Below are 18483 nucleotides of genomic sequence, written 5' to 3'. Positions count from 1 at the left end.
CCAGCAATACAAAGGCGATGATGTCTTTGTAATCGGTTGAGATATAGAACGCGCCGAAGGCCTCGGCAAAACCGATAATCAAGCCACCCACGATCGCACCGGGGACACTTCCCATTCCGCCCAACACGATGATCACGAATGCCTTGGTAATGACGAGATGGCCCATGGCGGGATACACCAGGTTGATTGGTGCATACAAGGTTGCGGCCACGGCAGCCAGCACGCCGGAGATGGCAAAGGTCAGCATCGCAACGCGATTGGGATCAATGCCGACTAGCGCAGCACCGTCACGGTTTTGCGCCATCGCAATGATGGTCGACCCCATTACTGTTTTCTTCAGGAACAAATGGAGGCCAATCATGAGGCTGAACGCGGCGATGATGATCAGCAAGCGCTGCACCGGCAGGATCAGGCCAGAGAAATTCAGGATGCCGCCATACGGTGTCTGCAACCGGTGAAAGTCGGCGCCCCAGATTGCTTGCGCACCCGACTCGAGGAAGAGCAAAAGTCCGATCGCCGCAATCATGTGATGCAAGCCTGGTGAATTGCGCAGCGGATGGAATACCAACCGTTCGGCGATAACGGCAATGATGGCAACCACTGCGGCGGAGCCAAGCATGGCGAGCCAGTAATTGACACCTGTCGCTGTCATCAGGAAGAAAGATGCGTAGGCGCCGGCCATGTAAAACGCGCCGTGGGCAAAGTTGGGCACGTGAAGAATGCCGTACACCAAGGTGAGGCCCAATGCAACCAGGCTATACACCCCTCCCAATGTAAGTCCGTTCAGGACCTGCTGAAGTACAAGTTCCAAGTTGTCGTCTCCTATGATGTGGCCGGTCCCTGGCGGTCCGGCCTTTTTTATTAGTCACAGCATGAAGATGCCTTCATGCCAAAGACTTAATGTGGGTGCGAAGTTAACGTATACCCGGATTGAGTGTCAACAGATATTGGAACCAAGTTCTGCTATGCAAAACTTGTTGTCACTCCTATTGCTTGAACTCAAGGAAAACTGTGATTAATTATTGCCTTCGTGCAATAATTGAACGCCGCAGGGTTTGGCTTGAATGCACTGTCGAAGCATGCGTGCTCAAAGCTTGTTTGAATGCCTGCAGCGTTTGCAGTTTCCGGTCTTGGGATTATTTCAGCCGTGAGCGGTTTGTGCTGCAGCGTATTTCGAACGTCTTTTCACTATTTTCCGAATGTGAACCAAGTCGGTTCCGTTTGTCATGCTGTTGCTGTGGTCTTCGTTGCAATAAACGGGGTATATGAAAAGTCCTTCGCAGGAAACCATCGACGCGCTGCTTGCCAAGCATTCGCCATTGCTGGCTTTTCCCAAAGACGTCGAAAGCTATTTCCAGGAAAGGATCAGGAACCAGCGCACGCGGCATATCTGGAATACCTCGTGGGCCGGTTCGTTCGTTTATCTTCTGTTCGCCCTGTGCGACTATGCACTGCTGCCGGACATCTATCTTCATATCTGGCAATTCCGGTTTCTCGTTGCGTTTCCCGTATTTGCGGCCACCAGTTTTCTGTTCGGCTATATCGCCAACTATCATGTCCGGGAAGGCCTTGTTGCCGTTGTCGCATTCCTGATCGGAGCGACGACCGTCTGGCTGGTCCTGCAAAGCAGGGCACCGCTGGCGGTGCAGGAATTGGCGGGGTTTTGCCTGTTCATCGTCTTCAGCAACGTCGTCGTCCGTTTCCGGTTTGTGCTGGCGTTCGTGGTATCGACCGCCTTCCTCGTCTACTTCGTGATCATTTCTCTTGAAGCGGCCCACATTCCCCTGGCATCGCATATCAATAATTTCGTGCTGCTGTTTTCAGCCGCATCCGTATCCCTGCTGGGGAATTACTGGCACGAGCTGGAAGAGCGGCGAAGCTTCCTCCTTGCCGAGAGAGACGCGGCTCGGAAGCAGGAGCTGCAGCAGGCAAACGATACACTGGAAAACCTGTCCTATCGGGATGGTCTGACCTCGTCCTACAACAAGCGCTACTTCGACCTGCGGTTTCCCCAGCTGCTCGCCTATGCGCAAGTCAACCGCACGCCTTTGTGGGTGCTTTTCATCGATGTCGATCATTTCAAGGCCTACAACGATAGCTATGGCCATATCGCCGGCGACCGCGCATTGGTCCGGGTCGCGGCGGTGCTCAACGCGAACTTCCGGCGTCGCGACGAGATCATCGCACGCACCGGGGGCGAGGAGTTTGTCGGGCTCCTGCCGGGCATATCGAAGGAGCAGGCCATCGAGACCGCGGAGAAGATTCGACTGGCCATCTTCGACCTAAGCATACCGCACGCACAATCCTCGACAGCGGACGTGGTCACGATCAGCATCGGCGTGGCCGGCATCGACCCCGACGTCACACAATATCCGCATCAATTTCTCGCTTCCGCCGACGCAGCACTCTACAAGGCAAAGCAATCGGGCCGCAATCGTGTGGTAATGGAAGACGTCGCCACTGGCGCATCGGCATGACTTCTTGTCATCGCCATACGGAAACAGAACATGGATTTGACGGTGCTTGAACGGGCAATAGCGTTGTAAAGCGGTGTATGGATGATGCGAAAAAGCAATTCGATGAAATGCAACGTGGCTCTGATGCTAGAATCCACTCTCTTTCAACCAAGGAGATTGCATGAACAAGACGGAACTCATCGACGCCATCGCAGAAGATTGCGACCTGTCAAAGGCGGTTGCACAGCGCGCGCTCGAATCGATTGTGAACAACGTTGTCAAGGCGGTGGCCAATGGCGATACGGTACAGTTGGTCGGTTTCGGTACTTTCGCCGCCGGCAAGCGTGCGGAACGCACCGGCCGGAATCCACGTACCGGAGAAGAGATCAAAATCGCTGCAGCGAATACAGTGAAGTTCGCAGCAGGTAAAGCTTTCAAGGATGCGGTCAACAAATAAGTAGCTGAATTCGAGATTCCAGGGACGGCGATAGTACGTCCCTTTTCCCTGCTCACAGATGCAATTCCGCATGCGGCCGGACTGGTCGGCAGCGCAGCTGAATTTGCTTGGAGCAGGGTAAATCTCCAGAATTACGTGCGGCCTTCTCAGCCGCCGACCCTTCCACAGGATGGCCCTTCGGCTTGTCTCATCCCGCTTTCAGCAAATTCCGGGTCGCCGGAAACAGAAACCGCTTTTCCATCAATGCCGGCATCTCGGCGGCAGGCACGGGTTTCGACACATAGTATCCCTGCACCTCATTGCATGACAGTGCCTGCAGCACTTGTAACTGCTCCTCCGTCTCCACACCTTCGGCCACCACGCTCATGCCGAGCACATGTGCCATCGACAAGATCGCCATAAAGAAGGCTTCGCCTTCCTTGCCGTTGCAAACCTGGGCCGTGAACGCTTTATCGATCTTGAGTGTATCGAGATCGAGCTGCTGCAATTGCGAAAGCGATGAATAGCCTGTGCCGAAGTCATCGACCAGCAACCTGATCCCGAGCCGATCGATCGCCGCCAACTGTTCGGTAACCACATGGCCATCTCCCATCATGCATGACTCCGTGATTTCGATTTCAACCAGGGTGGCGTCGATACCGTGCTCCGCCATGCTGGAGGCGAAAAGTGCGCTGATATTGCCCTGGTTGAACTGGCGCGGCGACACATTGATCGAAACCGGCACCAGCGCAAGCCCGGCTGCCTTCCACTGTGCAAGCTGGGCACATGCCTTCCTGATGACCAGTTCTCCCAGTTTAACGATCAGCCCGGTGTCCTCCGCCATTGGAATGAAGTCCAGCGGCGGCACCAGCCCACGCTCCGGGTGCATCCATCGCACCAGCGCCTCCATGCTGCGCAGCTCGCCGCTGAAGGTGTCGACGCGAGGCTGATAGAAGAGGACGAACTCGTCGCGTTCAATCGCGCCGCGCAATGCATGTTCACGGTTAAGCCGGACTACCAGGGATTCCGAAAGCTGTGGCTGGAAGAATTGATAGTGCCCCTTGCCGTTCGCCTTTGCTGCGTACATCGCAATGTCCGCATGTTTAAGCAAGGTTCTCGCATCATCACCGTCTTCCGGATAGAGGCTGATGCCGATCGAACCGTGAACGATATGGCCATTGCCGTCAGCGAGATGAAACGGTTCGCTCAGGGTTTTTACGATCCGTTCCGCTACGCGGCAGACGTCGTCGTTGCTCTCGACCTGCTCGATGATCACGGTAAACTCGTCGCCACCCAGGCGTGCCACGTTGTCACCGGGGCGGATGACCGACCGCAATCGCAGTGCCGCCGCCTGGAGCAGTTCATCGCCCGAAGCATGGCCGAGCGTATCATTGATGTTCTTGAAGTCGTCAAGATCGACAAACAGTAATGCGGCTTTCTTCCCGCTGTGCTTTGCGCGTTCGAGCGCGCCGGGCAGGAACTCCGTCAACCAATGACGGTTGGGAAGATTGGTCAGTACATCGGTATTGGCGAGTTTCGCCAGCGCTTGCTCATGTGCCTTGGTATCTGATACATCGCGCAGCGTAATTGCGAGCGTATCGCCGGACCGCACCAGTTTCCTGTGCATCCATGTTCCATGCACAGGACTATTCGGCGATACCAGATACTCGCCTTCATAAAATCCGGTACGCATTACTTCGACAAAGAATTCGAACGTTTCCTTGGCATGCTCGCCGCTGAACAACTGCCAGAAGCGCATTCCGATCATGCCGGCACGCGTGAGGCCCGCGATGCTTGCACCACGTTCATTGCAGTCTTCGAGGAGAAAATCGACGATTTTCCTGTCGCGGTCGTATATCGCCCGCACCATGTAGAACCCTTCGCGCGCTTCGTCCGTCGCCATGCGGTACGCTCTCCGCACTTCGTCCGCCTGTTGGTTTCGCCACGCAAGCCGCAGGGAAAAAATCATTCCGGTCAGCGTGAAGGCGATAAGGCAAATGCTGCCGATGACGGCGATATTGCGATAGCTGTCTCGTGCCTGATGGTATGACTGGAACATCTCCTCATCGGACAGAGCGATTACGGCCGTGACGGGATACTGCGGAACTGCCTGCCGCACAACCATGCGGGAACGCTGGTCGCTGAAGTGCATCCCCGCCAACGACAAGACCTGGGGTTCGTTTTCGACCATCGGCAAAATATGGTTGAGACCTCGCCCATTTGAATTGATCTTCACGTCGCCCTTGAAGGCGAGCACGGTGCCGTTGGCATCCGTCACGCCATGGAGATCGCCACCGTTCAACAGCGATTCATCGTGAAAAGAGGCGAGGTAGTCGGGAGTCGCCGAGACGATTACGATTCCGTCAAACTCCCCGTCAGCCGTATCCAGGCGGCGTGAGAAGCGCACGCGCATTCGATCGATGTCCAGCTCCGGCGACGGCGGGTTGATCAGCAATTGGGGAGAAGGATCGTTCTTGTGACGCCTGAAGAAATCCTTGCCCGACAACGCCGGGTCTTCATTGGCCATACCATGGGTGCTGGTAAGCGGCATGCCGTTGCGGTCGACGATGACAACCTGCAGCATTGATGAGGCGGGATAAAGCCCAAAGTTGCGTTGGTCTTCCAGTTCGAGCTTCCCTCCGGTTTTTTGCCAGTAGTATTTCAGATTGAGTGTGATCTGATCGATCTGCCTGATCGTACGAAACAGCTCATCCGAGTAGGCGTGCGCTAGGGACATGGCTTGATGCAGTGCGCGGTCCTTGATTGCGTGCCGGTCGTTCTCGATCTTTGAAAGGGCAATGCTCCACAGCAGTCCGCAGAGTAGTAGGCCTATAAACAACCAAGCGAGAATTGCGCGAAGTTGATCGCGGAAGAAACTGATTTTCCAAAATTCCCGTGCAAGGAATTTGACGGGGGTGTTGTTAGCCATCTCGCAGCTTCCGGTTGGCCGGTTTTAATTGGCAGTGGCAGATTGTCGTTGCTCAGTGCGCTATGTGGCGGCTTGGAGCTTCCAGAAGGTTACCATATGGAAATATCGAAAATGCAGCTTTGTTGCAATGCGTTAACCTATATTTCTGAATGCCGTGGTCTGACTTTAAGGCAACTTCGCCTGTCAAAAGCAACCTGCCAAAAGAATGTTGTTTCACTTTGGTGAATCCAGGCACTTGCCCGCATTATCATTTGGCAGTGTTCTTAAAAACGCATAATAGGCATCCATGATCATCGTTCATCACCTGAATCACTCCCGATCGCAGCGTATTCTCTGGCTGCTGGAGGAACTTGAAATCGACTATGAAATCCGGCGTTATGAAAGGGATCGGGCGACTATGCTGGCCCCTGCATCGCTTCGGGAAATTCATCCGCTCGGTAAATCCCCGGTCATCGTCGACGGGGAACTGACGCTTGCCGAGTCAGGTGCAATCATCGAGTACCTGGTGCAGCAATACGGGCGGCAAAAGCTGGCCCCTCCCGAGGGAACGCCTGAACGACTGAAATACACTTACTGGCTGCATTACGCGGAAGGATCGGCGATGCCTCCGTTGCTCCTGAAACTGGTATTCGATCGCATCGAGAAAGGTCCGATGCCATTTCTCGTCCGGCCTGTTGCGGCGGCCATCGCGCGCCGCGCCAAAGCCTCATTTATACAGCCGCAGATCGAACGGCACCTGGACTACCTCGAGCAGGAATTGGCGCATTCCGAATGGTTTGCAGGCAATCAATTTTCCGCCGCGGACATACAGATGAGCTTTCCGCTCGAAGCCGCTGCCGCACGGGCGGGACTGGACAATAACCGGCCGAGACTGATGGATTTTCTCAAACGTATTCACGCCCGACCTGCCTACAAGCGTGCGCTTGAGCGTGGCGGCGAATACGAATTGCTGAATTAGGCATTGTGCCTTCAGCGGCGGGCAGTCACTGTCGCCTTTTCATTCCTGGGACGGGTTTTCACCGCTTCCTTGTGAAAGGCGCTTAACTGGGCACGCACTTCCGCCTGTCCGCTTTCAATGACGAAGTCCTGAAATGCCGCCGCGACAATCGGCACCGGTTTGTCGATCAGGTGCATCACATACCAGTCTGCTTCGACAGGATTTCCCTGCATCGGCAGCATGCGAACCAGACCGGCTTCAAACTCCAGCATGCACGCATGCATCGACAGGAACGCGACGCCGAGACCGGCGACGACCATGCGTTTGATCGCTTCGTTACTCGACAACTCGGACCCGATACGCAATGGGTAGCCAGCTTCCTTGAAGATGCGTTCGACGGCGGTTCTCGTCCCCGAGCCTCTTTCGCGCACCAGCAAGTTGGTTTCCATGATGTCGGCAAGCGTAATTCGCTTGCGATTCATCAAAGGATGATTTGGGCTCGCAACAAATGCCATTGGGTGACGCGCGAAGCGTGATGCATTCGTGCGCAATTCGTGGGGCGGCGTTCCCATGATGGCGAGATCGACCTCATGTTTGGCTAGCATGCTGACGATCTCGTTGCGATTGCCGACCTTAAGTTTAATTCGTACATCAGGGCGCTCGGTGGTGAACTTGACCAGCATCGGCGGCAGGATGTATTCAGCCGTGGTAATCGCGCCGATACGCAAGGTACCGCTGATCACGCCCTTCAACGCGGCTATCTCGTCGGCAGCCTCCTCCCAGATGCCGAGTATACGTTCCGCAAAACTGACCATGACTTCCCCTGCGGCTGTCAGTTGTATACCGCGGCCGACGCGCCGTGTCAGCGGCGTTCCCGCCGCTTCCTCCAGCATCCGAAGTTGCAGTGATACGGCCGGCTGGGTAACGTGCAAGGCATCTGCGGCCCTTGAGACGCTCTCGTGCCGCGCAACCAACAGGAGGGCTTGCAATTGTTTGAAGCTCGCGTGATACATAAGTAAAACCTTATCGATATGGCAGAAAAATTAATTTTTCTTTTGTGTTTGTTGCGCTTATATTAACAGCCAACAAGCCGGTACATCGTGTCAATTCACCGGCGCACAAGTTTTCATGTTTATTGGAGGGTTTCTATGCAGACCATCGTTATCGCGGGCGGAGGAGCAGGTGGCTTGGAATTGGCGACACGGCTTGGCGACCGGCTTGGCCGCCGGCGTCGAGCCCGTATTGTCCTGGTCGATCGGTCGCCGACGCATATCTGGAAGCCGTTGCTGCATGAGGTAGCCTCGGGCAAGCTTGATCCGCAAGTGCATCAAGTGGAATACTCGGCCCAGGCGGCGCACCATCATTTCGAGTTTGTTCATGGCGAAGTGACGTCAGTCGACCGCGACGCCCGGATCATTGATGTCGGCGCATGCCATGGCGGCGACGGATTGGAACGCCAGCCCGGCCGCAAGCTGCGCTACGACAAGCTGGTATTGGCTTTCGGTGCGGTTACCAATTTCTTCGGCATACCCGGCGCGGCCGAGCATTCGATGACCTTGGATTCGGTGAGTCAGGCGGAGCAGTTCCGCCAGCGGCTTGTCGCTCTTTGTATCCAAAAGGGTCTGCGTCGCGAGTCCGGGGCCGAACCCGATGCGAAAGTCAACGTCGTCATCGTCGGGGCCGGCGCGACTGGCGTGGAGCTTGCCGCCGAACTCCACCACACCGCGCATGCGCTTGCGAAGTACAACATTCATGCGCTCGATCCGGCGCGAGACGTGCGGATTCGTATCGTCGAGCGCGGTGAACGAATACTGCCGCAGCTTGATGCGAAACTCGCGCGCAATGCGGAGCAGTATCTTAGATCGCTTGGTATCGATGTCTCCACCGGCAGCGGCGTGGCGCGTGTAACCTCGGACGCGGTACACGACGATGCAGGCAACGTTCATGCGTCCGATATCACTTTGTGGGCGGCGGGTGTCGAAGGGCCGCAGGTTTGCGCAGCACTCGGGCTGCGTCTTAACCGGCTTCGGCAAATTCTTGTGGGCCCCAGCCTTCAAACCATCGACGATCCGAAAGTGTTTGCTATAGGAGACTGTTCAAGCCACATATGTTCGGTCAATGGAACCGTCATTCCGCCCAGGGCGCAGGCTGCGCATCAGCAGGCCGTTTTTCTTGCGTCGGTGCTAGGCAAGGCAGGCGTCGACCAACTGCCGCATTTTCAGTACCGGGATTACGGTTCGCTTGTATCGCTTGGCCCATTCGTTGCAGTTGGCGTCCTGATCGGCAGACTGGGGAAGCTGGGCAACAGGGGAGTGGTCGTCGATGGCATTCTCGCCCGCGTGCTGTACCGTCTCATGTACCGGAAGCACGTTCTGGCGCTGCATGGTTTTGCGAGCATGGTGGCTCAAACCATATCGCACTGGTTGCGGGACAGGCTTGCGCCGCCGGTGAAGCTGCATTAGCGCTCTGCGGATCAAACGCCTCCGGAAGCCGTAAGCGCGGATCGGGGGCGACGCGAAAGAGGCAGGATATCCTGCCTCTTTCGTTATTCGATCCATGCGTCCTGATACTTGCTTATTTTGTTGTGGACGTGGCCTTATCAGTTTTTGCTTCGGCCTTGTCTGCTTTGGCGTCCGCCTTTGCTTCAGCCTTGTCGGCCTTGGCTTCGGCTTTCTGCTTGCTGGCCTTTGCATCGGCTTTCGCTTTCTGCTTCTCGGCCTTCGCATCCGCCTTGGCTGCTTTTTCATCTGCCTTTGCGGCGTCCTTGCCTGCCTTCGCATCCGACTCATGCATCTTGCTGTCGCCTTTATGCGTACCGGTTGCAGGGGATGCGGTGTGGCCGGCTGCGAAAGCGGACGCGGCGAATACGCTGGCGATCAGTGCGGCAACTAATTTATTCATGATGGAACCTTTCTGGTTGAGGTTGACAAACATTTGTGACGAGCACGAGTCTAGAACGGGTGCAATGTATGCCGGTTGACAGCCTTCACGTCTAATGGCGCTTTATTAAGTAACAATTTGCAACCAAACGCCATTGCCGCCCCGCATGAATTTTTCCGGGTATGCCGTCATAATGTCTCTACTCCTTAATCTGAAATGAACTCCGTATGAAATGCAATCTAAATGTTCACACCGGATTCTCTGCTTCCCGCCTTGAGGCAATTACCGAGAAGATCCGTGCCGACATTGATGCCGGTCTAATTCCGGGGGCAGTGATGCTGATCGCGAGAGCCGATACCGTGGTGTACGAAAAGGCGCTTGGCCTGCAGGTTCCGCAAACGGCTGCACCGATGGCGCTCGATAGTATCTTCCGCATTTATTCCATGACCAAGCCGCTGGTGTCGGTCGCCATCATGACCTTGGTTGAAGAGGGCCGGATGCTGCTTTCGGATCCTATTGACAAGTACCTTCCCGAATTTCGCCGCATGAAGGTCGGCGTTGAAATCACCGGACCGGATGGCGTTCGCTCACTCCACTTAACTGATGCGCGCCAGCCGATAACCGTGCAGGATCTGCTTCGTCATACGTCAGGCCTGACTTATGGCATCTTCGGTGAATCGCTTGTGAAGAGCGAGTATCTGAAAGCAGGCGTTGGCACAGTCAAGGCGAGCAGCGCTGAGTTCATCGAACGCATTGCCGGCCTGCCGCTCGCCTACCAGCCTGGAACGACCTGGGAGTACAGCCATTCGACGGATGTGCTGGGCGTACTGCTGGAGCGGATATGCGGCGCGCCGCTGGATGCCGTGCTCGCAGAGCGTATCCTCGAGCCGCTTGCAATGCATGAAACGGGTTTTCAGGTGCGGGCTGAACATGCACACCGCATCGCCGAGCCGTTTGCTATCGATCCTGTCACCCGCAATGCCGTAAAGCTGCTTGATCCGTTGCGGCGACCGACCTTTCTTTCCGGCGGCGGCGGCATGATGTCGACGGTATATGATTATTTACGCTTTGCCCGCATGCTTCTAAACGAAGGGGAGTTGGACGGCAAGCGAATCCTGTCCCGGGCTACATTGCGGTACATGACCAGCGACCATCTCGGGCAAATGCCGGAAGCACGGGCAGGCGCCAGTTTTCTTCCCGGTCCCGGTTACGGCTTTGGCTTGGGATTCGGGGTTCGCATTTCGCCGGGTGGCGCGTTCATACCCGGCTCTGTCGGTGACTATACGTGGAGCGGTCTGGCCGGAACGTATTTCTGGATCGATCCGGTGGAGAAGATGCTTGCGATCTTCCTGATGCAGGCACCCGAGCAACGCAATCATTACAGGCAGCTTTTCCGAAATCTCGTCTACGGCGCGCTCAACTGAGGAATCAGTAGATGCAAAACGAAGGCACGCATCGCTGAAACGACGTGTGCCTGGAATATCGCCCGCTTACTCTTTCTTTTCTCCCGATGCAGACGTGCCGGGTGCTTTGCCGCCTGTCGTATCGCTCAGGCCGCTGGGCGTGCCGGTCGACGCGCTGCTGCCGCCTGCGCCGCCTGCCTGCGAACCCGTCGTTGCGTCGGCCGCACCTGCTGAACCTGTACCTGCTGCACCTGCTGAACCTGTGCCTGCGCCCGACCCGGCGGGGGACTCTGCCGTGCTGGTAGTTGCAGCCGGAGGGGTCGGTGACGCGGCCGACCCCGTGTTCCCGGTGTTCGCAGCGCCTGGCGCGCTACTGGCGCCCCCGTTCACCGCGCCGCTGTTGTTCGTTGCGCCGCTGCCGCCGGCCGTCGCGGCGCCCGAACCGGGTGCAGTGGGCACTCCGGTACTGCCTGCATCGGTCGAACCGGTATTGGTGTTGGCCTCCTGCTTGTTGCAAGCAGTAAGGGAGATTGCTGCAAGCATGGCAGCGGCGAGTATCGTGTGCTTCATGTTCTTCCTTTCATTATTAAGTGTTGAAGTGGTGTGCATTCGGACAAGTCATTCATCCACGTCCTGCAAGCGCGGTTGTTAAACAATGTACCTGCTGAAAGGGAACTTGCAATGTCGGCCAAGCAGGTCAGGTTGGCTGCGGGTTTTCCGGCGATGCCGCTTCAACCAACTCTACATAGCTTTCAAGAAACGTTTTTCTTGTTGCATCCGGAAAGACAATCGTTACCTTGTCGCCTTGTATTTCAACTACCTGGCCTTCACCGTACTTACTGACCTTGACCGCGCTTCCGGCGTGAAATGGCGATGCCTCGTAATGTGCAGCCGGAAGCGGATTCTGACTACGATCGGGTACTGGAGTCAGCACTTCCTCCGGTGGCTTCAGGCAATTGTCGCAGTTGCCGCAATGCTCCGATTCAGCCTCTTCGCCGAAGTATTCGAGCAGAACCCTCCAACGGCAGAACCCTGTTTGTGCATAGAAGACCATCCGCTCCAGCGCGTCATGGTCCCGATCGCTTTTCTTTTCATAGCCTGCGACAAGCTCGCCCAATGCCTTTGCGTCTACCTCTTTTGTAGTGATATGGTAGGAAAGGGCATCGTCTTGGGCAATGAAGCCGCCGTCCCTCAGCAATTTGAGTGCAACATGCAGTTTGCTTGCCGGCAGTTGCTCAAGTTCGCTTTCCAGCCGTCCGAACGATATGTCGGGTTCATCCTTTGCCAATGCGGCGAGCGCCGAATAGACGGCATTCACATCGGTGGCCGTGGGATATCGCCGCGCAAGAAAGAATTGCTGCAGCCTTTTGTCCTTCAGGTAGTGAAGAAGAATGCAATCCGCCGGTTCGCCATCACGGCCCGCTCGACCGGATTCCTGATAGTAGGCTTCGAGGTTGCCTGGAATCTGATGATGCACGACGAAGCGGATATCCGGCTTGTCGATGCCCATGCCAAAAGCATTCGTCGCGACCATCACGCGGCAGTCGCCCTGCATAAACAATTCCTGATTGTGGGTGCGTTCCTTCGCCGGCATCTGGCCATGGTATTTCGTGACGTCCTGCTCGGCGGCCAGCAATGCAGCGTGCAGTTCTTCCACCATTTTTACCGTTGCTGCGTAGACGATACCCGATCCATTCGTCTCCCTGACGATCCGGAGGACCTCATGCTGTTTCTCGATTTCATCTGTTGTCGCAATCACCTGGTAGCGTAAATTTTTCCGATATATGCCGGTATTGACGATGTGCATATTCGGTCGCTTCAACTGCGCGGTGATGTCGGCAACTACCTCATCCGTTGCTGTCGCGGTTAAGGCAAGTACGGTGGGGTTGCCGAGTGCGGCGATCGCCGCATCGAGTTGAAGAAAGGCGGGACGAAAATCGTGTCCCCATTGCGAAATGCAATGTGCTTCGTCGATCACGAACAGATCCACGTTGGCTTGTTTCACCGATTCAAGGAATTCCGGGTCACATAGTCGTTCGGGGGTGGTGAAAATAAATTCGCTATTCGCTTGTTCGATATCCTCCAGGGCTTCGCTTTCTTCGCGGGAGGTTAACGTGCTGTTGACTTCCGATGCCGCGACACCGGCTTCTTCGAGCTTGCTTACCTGATCCTTCATCAGCGAAATCAACGGGGAAACGACGATGGTCGTTCCAGGCATCTTGAGCGCGGGCAATTGGTAGCAAAGTGATTTTCCCGCACCGGTGGGCATGACTGCCAAGGTATCCTTGCCTCGCAGAATACTCTCGATGACTTCCTGCTGGCCAGGGCGCAAACGTGTGATGCCGAATATTTCCTCGAGAGTTTCTTCAAGCAACCTTGCATCTTTGGCGGGGATACGACTGAACATGCTTTTCCTGGCTTGGCGCGCCGGCAGCGGGTTGCTCTTGCCGGGTGGAGATGTAGCTGCGATTCTATTGGGCATGAATTGCTTTGATAAATTCTGGTGCATCAGGATATGCAGTATCCGTGCCACATCTGGCAAAGCATCAAACGTGTTGAAATCCGTCGGCCTAATGACATTTCAAAGGCGCTGAATTGTATTAACTTTCACTTTTGGATATGAGCTGAGGTATAATTTCGCACCGTTGAAGTGTTAGCTAGTAGTGCAGTATTCGTCTGTCATTCCTTTCTTGCTTCAAAGGCTCTACCCGGGCAACAGCCCAACTCAACTGAAATAGGAAATGTAATGGCAACAGGTACTGTTAAATGGTTCAATGACTCCAAAGGTTTCGGCTTCATCACTCCGGACGAAGGCGGCGAGGATCTCTTCGCACACTTCTCCGCGATCCAGTCCAATGGTTTCAAGTCTCTGAAAGAAAACCAGCGCGTTTCTTTCGAAGTGACGACCGGCCCGAAGGGCAAACAGGCATCGAACATTCAAGTGATCAGCTAATTCAGGCACGCACCTGAACGGGTAAGCGAAAAAGCTTGTCTGTATAGCCGCTGAAGATGCAGCAAAAAGCTCCGGTTTCCCGGAGCTTTTTTTATGCCTCATTCATTGCGTTTGCAAGATGGTCCGGACGCTCGCAGGAGATTCTCCTTCTCCGTCATTTCCAGTAATCCGGTTGCGCGTAGGCATGACGCAGAAGATCCACGAATGCCCTGATGCGAAGCGGAAGATGCCGGCGCTGTGCGAATACCGCGTAAATGTCATTACCGGGAGCGGCAAATTCGTCCAGCACTGTCGTCAGGCGGCCGGATTTGATATCGGTACTGACTTCCCACATCGAACGCCATGCAAGTCCTTTCCCGGACAACGCCCAGTCGTGCAGCACGGCTCCGTCATTGCATACCATATTGCCGCCAACCTTCAAGGTAACGTTCTTGCCGTTCTGACGGAAGGTCCATCCGCGCTGACTGCCTTCGCTGCTGATGGCGAGACAGTTATGGCGAGCGAGGTCGTCGAGTGACGCAGGTGTTCCATGGCGTTTCAGGTAAGCGGGCGAGGCTACGACCACCCGCTTGTTGTCCGCGAGTTTGACGCCAATCAGGCTGGAATCAGACAGGGCCGCGATACGGATCGCAACATCAACGCCTTCGCCAATCAGGTCGACGACGCGATCGTTGAGATTCAGTGTAACGCTGACATCCCGGTGCTCCGCAAGAAACGAGGGCACCAGCGGCGCCACATGCCGTCGTCCGAATCCCGCCGGTGCCGAGATCAGCAGATGTCCGCTGGCCTTGGCGCTACGTTCGGAAACTGCTGCTTCCGCATTTTCGAGATCGGCAAGAATGCGCTGGCAATCTTCAAGAAATGCCATGCCCTCATTGGTCAATACAATTTTGCGGGTGGTCCGCTGCAACAGCTTCACACCCAGTCGCTCTTCCAGAGCGTCCAGGCGGCGGCCGATCATGGCGGGCGCGATCCCTTCAGCGCGGGCAACAGCCGATAGATTGCCTTTTGCCGCAACATCCACAAATGTTGAAATTTGCTTGAAGTGATTCACGATCCGCCCGGAATTTGCTTGTGATTTAAACGCAATAATGCAGTGATAATTCGTTTGGTTTATGTAATTTTATATTGAATATACTTGGGCAACGTTTTCATCTTTCTGCAGGCATTTTCCATGGCGCATCAGTCAGCCGGTTTCAGCTTCATCAGATTTTCGTTAAACACGAGCTTCTTATCTGTCCTAGTAGTTCTTGGGCTATCGACGAACCGATTTTCCACCTGCCCTGACCATTTCGGCGAAATGGTGGAAGCATGAGCATCCTGGAAATTCTTCTCGTCGGGATCGCCGCGTTCTGCGCCGGGGCGATGAATTCGGTTGCCGGCGGCGGAACATTCTTTTCTTTTCCCGCGCTGCTGGCGGTAGGCGTGCCGCCAGTCATTGCCAATGCCAGTAACTCAGTCGCGCTTTGGCCTGCCAGCTTGTCAGGCGCATGGGCATTCAGAAACGAGCTTGCACGCTATAAGCGTTACCTGATACCCATGGGCATCGTTTCCTTTGTCGGTGGCATCGCAGGCGGCTTGCTGCTGCTTACGACGAAGGACTCGACGTTCTCGAAACTTATTCCTTGGCTTCTACTATTCGCGACGGTCCTGTTTGCATTCTCTTCAAAGCTGTCCGTCTTGCTGCGGGGGGCGTCCGCCGGTGCGCCGACCAACAGTCCTGCGGCATTGGCCGGGCAAGCGGTGGTGTCGGTCTATGGCGGCTTCTTCGGCGCCGGCATGGGCATTTTGATGCTGGCCAGTCTGGCAATGGCCGGTCATGACGATGTTCATGAGATCAATGCGATCAAGAACCTGCTTTCGGCGGTGATCTACAGCGTCACCGTGCTGACGTTCGTGATTGCCGGCGCAGTCAGCTGGCCACATACCTTGCTCATGCTCGCCACTGCGACACTTGGTGGATATTGGGGAGCGACGATAGCCCGCAAGATTCCGCCTCAGTGGCTGCGGCGATTCATCATCGCGGTCGGATTTGCGCTGACGGTGTTTTATTTCTACAAGACCATGATGTAGGCGCATGCACTCGCATGTCCGAGGTTCCGCAAAATTGATCCGCAAGGCTTTTGTATGAACCACACCTCAATGTGCCCCCGGCCGTAGGCATTTTGTCTTCCCGATTGGCCGGCCAGGTGACGATCCATCATCGCGTTGAACAAACACGACGCTCCCGATTACCTTTCCACTATCGATACATTTCTTCGCATAAAGATCGGGTAGGATGCTGAGAAATCAAAAAACGGAGACAGCATGCGTCCCACCGAACCAAGAAAATCCCGGCGCCGCTTTCTGCTCGGCGGAATCGGCATTGCAGGCGCCCTCATCGTGGGTTGGGGTGTGCTACCGGCGCGCCAGCGCCTGAATCTTGCCAACCCCGTACCGGCAAAAAACGGTGAGGTGATGCTCAACGGCTGGATCCGCATTGCGCGGGATGGAACTGTCACGCTGGCCATGCCGCAAAGTGAAATGGGGCAGGGCGTGTACACCGCGTTGCCGATGCTGGTGGCGGAGGAAATGGATGTGCCGTTGGCGAGCATCCAGATCGAGCAGGCTCCGATCGATAAGATCTTCGGCAACATTGCGATGTTAAGAGATGGATTGCCTTTCCATCCCGATGGCGCCGGCACGCTGAAGAAAGCATCGGAATGGTTCACCGGAAAAATAGCGCGTGAACTCGGACTGATGGTTACCGGAGGTTCATCATCGGTCAAGGATACTTGGGGGCCGATGCGTGAAGCAGGGGCCGCGGCGAGGGCGATGCTGGTCGGAGCTGCCGCGAGGGAGTGGAATGTGCCGGCCTCCGAATGCCGAACCGAAGAGGGTGCGGTGCTTCACCACAGCGGCAAACGGACCGCCTATGGCGATCTTGCAGCAAAAGCCGTTGGCACGAGGCCGACAGATATCAGGCTCAAAAAACCGCAGGAGTTCAAGCTGATCGGCACCGCGCAGCCGCGCCGTGATTCCGCAGCCAAGGTCAATGGCGCAGCCATCTTTGGCCTGGACGTGCGCCCGGCGGGCTTGGTATTTGCCGCGGTGAAGATGGCGCCCACAATTGGTGGGTCCGTACAGCGGGCAGATAAGGATGCCGTACGTAACATGCCGGGGGTGCTGCGGGTCGTCGACTTCTCCGGCGCTGCCGTCGGCTTGTCGGGCCTGGCAGTCGTCGCAAAGACCTATTGGCAGGCACGTCAGGCAGTTGCGGCGCTCCCCGTAGATTGGAATCCGGGGCCTAACGAAAAGTTGACGAGCGGCGCCGTGTTCAGCGAGCTTAAAGCAAAGCTGGATACCGAATCGGGATTTGTCTATTACAGCGCCGGCAAGCCGGCACCGGCACAGCACAGGGCAACGACGATCACCGCCGAATATACCGCGCCTTTTCTGGCGCATGCGGCGATGGAGCCGATCAATTGCACAGCCCAGGTGAAGGACGGCAAGGTCACGGTCTGGGTGCCGACCCAGGTGCCCAGTATCGCAGTCGATGCCGCCGCGGGAGCCGCCGGTGTTTCACCCCAGGACGTGACGCTGCATGTTACCTACATCGGTGGAGGATTCGGCCGGCGCCTTGAAATCGATATGGTCGCGCAAGCCGTGGCAATTGCCAGGCAAACCGATGGCGCACCTGTTCAGTTGATCTGGAGCCGTGAAGAAGATACCAGGCACGACATGTACCGGCCTGCGGCGATCGGGCGCTTTTCCGCTGCCCTCGATATAGAGGGTCACGTGGTCATGTTCGAAAGCAAGCTGGCCTCCGGCTCGATCACGCACCAGGTGATGGAACGCACATTCGGCCTGCCGGGTGCCGGACCGGACAAAACTACTGCCGAAGGCGTATTTGACATGCAGTATGAATTTCCGCATCAGCATATTGCGCATGTAACAGTGCCGACGCCTGTTCCGCTAGGCTACTGGCGCTCGGTGGGACATTCTCACAACGCGTTTTTCAAAGAATGTTTCATCGATGAACTCGCGCATGCGGCCGGAAAGGACCCGGTGGCCTTTCGCCGGACAGCACTGAAAAATCGTCCTCGCCATGTCGCGGTGCTGGATGCCGCGGTTGCCAAAGCCGGGAAGCCTGCCGCCGGCAGGGCGCACGGCGTCGCGCTCCACCAATCGTTCGGGTCCATCGTTGCCGAGGTTGCGGAAGTGTCGATCGAAAATAACGAAATTCGGGTGCACAAAGTGGTTTGCGCAATCGATTGTGGCATCGCGGTCAACCCCAACATCATCGCCCAGCAGATGGAGTCTTCCGTGATCTTCGGCCTGAGTGCAGCCCTTGGTGGCGAAGTGACGATCAAGGACGGAAAGATCGAGCAATCCAATTTTCACGACTACCCGGTGCTGCGCATGAACCAGGCACCGCAAGTCGAGACGGTGATTATCAAGAATGCGGAGCCGCCGGAAGGTGTTGGCGAGCCAGGGACGCCACCGATTG

General features: G+C 56.1%; 16 protein-coding genes. 9 read left to right on the top strand and 7 right to left on the bottom strand.

Features of this window, described 5'->3' with window-relative positions:
- On the bottom strand, positions 1–811 hold an 811-nt coding region (locus tag VGU61_RS02710; RefSeq protein ID WP_326857564.1), incomplete at its 3' end, for a branched-chain amino acid ABC transporter permease.
- Between the two features lie 454 nt (positions 812–1265).
- Here VGU61_RS02710 and VGU61_RS02705 point away from each other — a divergent pair.
- On the top strand, positions 1266–2477 hold the full coding sequence (locus tag VGU61_RS02705) for a GGDEF domain-containing protein (protein ID WP_326857563.1): 1212 nt from the start codon (positions 1266–1268) through the stop codon (positions 2475–2477).
- 160 nt (positions 2478–2637) lie between these two features.
- The gene (locus tag VGU61_RS02700) at positions 2638–2913 is read left to right on the top strand and encodes an HU family DNA-binding protein (RefSeq protein WP_326857562.1); all 276 of its coding nucleotides are present in this window, start codon (positions 2638–2640) and stop codon (positions 2911–2913) included.
- Positions 2914–3100: 187 nt separating this feature from the next.
- Here the strand turns inward: VGU61_RS02700 and VGU61_RS02695 are convergent, their stop codons facing one another.
- Complete coding sequence (locus VGU61_RS02695) at positions 3101–5629, bottom strand: bifunctional diguanylate cyclase/phosphodiesterase (RefSeq protein ID WP_326857561.1); 2529 nt, start codon at positions 5627–5629, stop codon at positions 3101–3103.
- Positions 5630–5752: 123 nt separating this feature from the next.
- Between VGU61_RS02695 and VGU61_RS02690 the strand changes: the two genes are divergently transcribed.
- On the top strand, positions 5753–6046 hold the full coding sequence (locus VGU61_RS02690) for a hypothetical protein (protein WP_326857560.1): 294 nt from the start codon (positions 5753–5755) through the stop codon (positions 6044–6046).
- A gap of 61 nt (positions 6047–6107) precedes the next feature.
- On the top strand, positions 6108–6779 hold the full coding sequence (locus tag VGU61_RS02685; protein WP_326857559.1) for a glutathione S-transferase: 672 nt from the start codon (positions 6108–6110) through the stop codon (positions 6777–6779).
- Between the two features lie 11 nt (positions 6780–6790).
- Here VGU61_RS02685 and VGU61_RS02680 read toward each other — a convergent pair whose 3' ends face one another.
- Positions 6791–7771, bottom strand: a complete 981-nt coding sequence (locus tag VGU61_RS02680) for a LysR family transcriptional regulator (protein ID WP_326857558.1) — start codon at positions 7769–7771, stop codon at positions 6791–6793.
- Positions 7772–7906: 135 nt separating this feature from the next.
- On the opposite strand from VGU61_RS02680, the gene VGU61_RS02675 reads away from it, so the two are divergent.
- Positions 7907–9220: an NAD(P)/FAD-dependent oxidoreductase gene (locus tag VGU61_RS02675; RefSeq protein ID WP_326857557.1), complete on the top strand. Its 1314-nt coding sequence runs from the start codon at positions 7907–7909 to the stop codon at positions 9218–9220.
- A gap of 112 nt (positions 9221–9332) precedes the next feature.
- Here the strand turns inward: VGU61_RS02675 and VGU61_RS02670 are convergent, their stop codons facing one another.
- A complete protein-coding gene (locus tag VGU61_RS02670) occupies positions 9333–9659 on the bottom strand; it encodes a hypothetical protein (RefSeq protein ID WP_326857556.1) in 327 nt (108 codons plus the stop codon).
- 206 nt (positions 9660–9865) lie between these two features.
- On the opposite strand from VGU61_RS02670, the gene VGU61_RS02665 reads away from it, so the two are divergent.
- On the top strand, positions 9866–11062 hold the full coding sequence (locus VGU61_RS02665; RefSeq protein WP_326857555.1) for a serine hydrolase domain-containing protein: 1197 nt from the start codon (positions 9866–9868) through the stop codon (positions 11060–11062).
- A 66-nt stretch (positions 11063–11128) separates the two neighbouring features.
- On the opposite strand, the gene VGU61_RS02660 is transcribed toward VGU61_RS02665, so the two are convergent.
- Positions 11129–11611, bottom strand: a complete 483-nt coding sequence (locus VGU61_RS02660; RefSeq protein ID WP_326857554.1) for a hypothetical protein — start codon at positions 11609–11611, stop codon at positions 11129–11131.
- Between the two features lie 127 nt (positions 11612–11738).
- Positions 11739–13550, bottom strand: a complete 1812-nt coding sequence (locus tag VGU61_RS02655) for an ATP-dependent DNA helicase RecQ (protein WP_326857553.1) — start codon at positions 13548–13550, stop codon at positions 11739–11741.
- A gap of 237 nt (positions 13551–13787) precedes the next feature.
- Here VGU61_RS02655 and VGU61_RS02650 point away from each other — a divergent pair, with 237 nt between their 5' ends.
- The gene (locus VGU61_RS02650; protein WP_326857552.1) at positions 13788–13994 is read left to right on the top strand and encodes a cold-shock protein; all 207 of its coding nucleotides are present in this window, start codon (positions 13788–13790) and stop codon (positions 13992–13994) included.
- A gap of 154 nt (positions 13995–14148) precedes the next feature.
- Here the strand turns inward: VGU61_RS02650 and VGU61_RS02645 are convergent, their stop codons facing one another.
- Complete coding sequence (locus VGU61_RS02645) at positions 14149–15048, bottom strand: LysR family transcriptional regulator (protein WP_326857551.1); 900 nt, start codon at positions 15046–15048, stop codon at positions 14149–14151.
- 257 nt (positions 15049–15305) lie between these two features.
- Between VGU61_RS02645 and VGU61_RS02640 the strand changes: the two genes are divergently transcribed.
- Both VGU61_RS02640 and VGU61_RS02635 read left to right on the top strand, forming a co-directional pair.
- Positions 15306–16067, top strand: coding sequence for a sulfite exporter TauE/SafE family protein (locus tag VGU61_RS02640; RefSeq protein ID WP_326857550.1), 762 nt, complete (start codon positions 15306–15308; stop codon positions 16065–16067).
- A 234-nt stretch (positions 16068–16301) separates the two neighbouring features.
- Positions 16302–18483, top strand: a 2182-nt coding sequence (locus VGU61_RS02635) for a xanthine dehydrogenase family protein molybdopterin-binding subunit (RefSeq protein WP_326857549.1), incomplete at its 3' end; no start/stop codon positions are given.

Source organism: Noviherbaspirillum sp., assembly GCF_035944575.1.
Taxonomy (GTDB): Bacteria; Pseudomonadota; Gammaproteobacteria; order Burkholderiales; family Burkholderiaceae_D; genus Noviherbaspirillum.
Note: the sequence above shows the minus strand (reverse complement) of the source record. Positions and strands in the feature narration are given on the sequence as shown.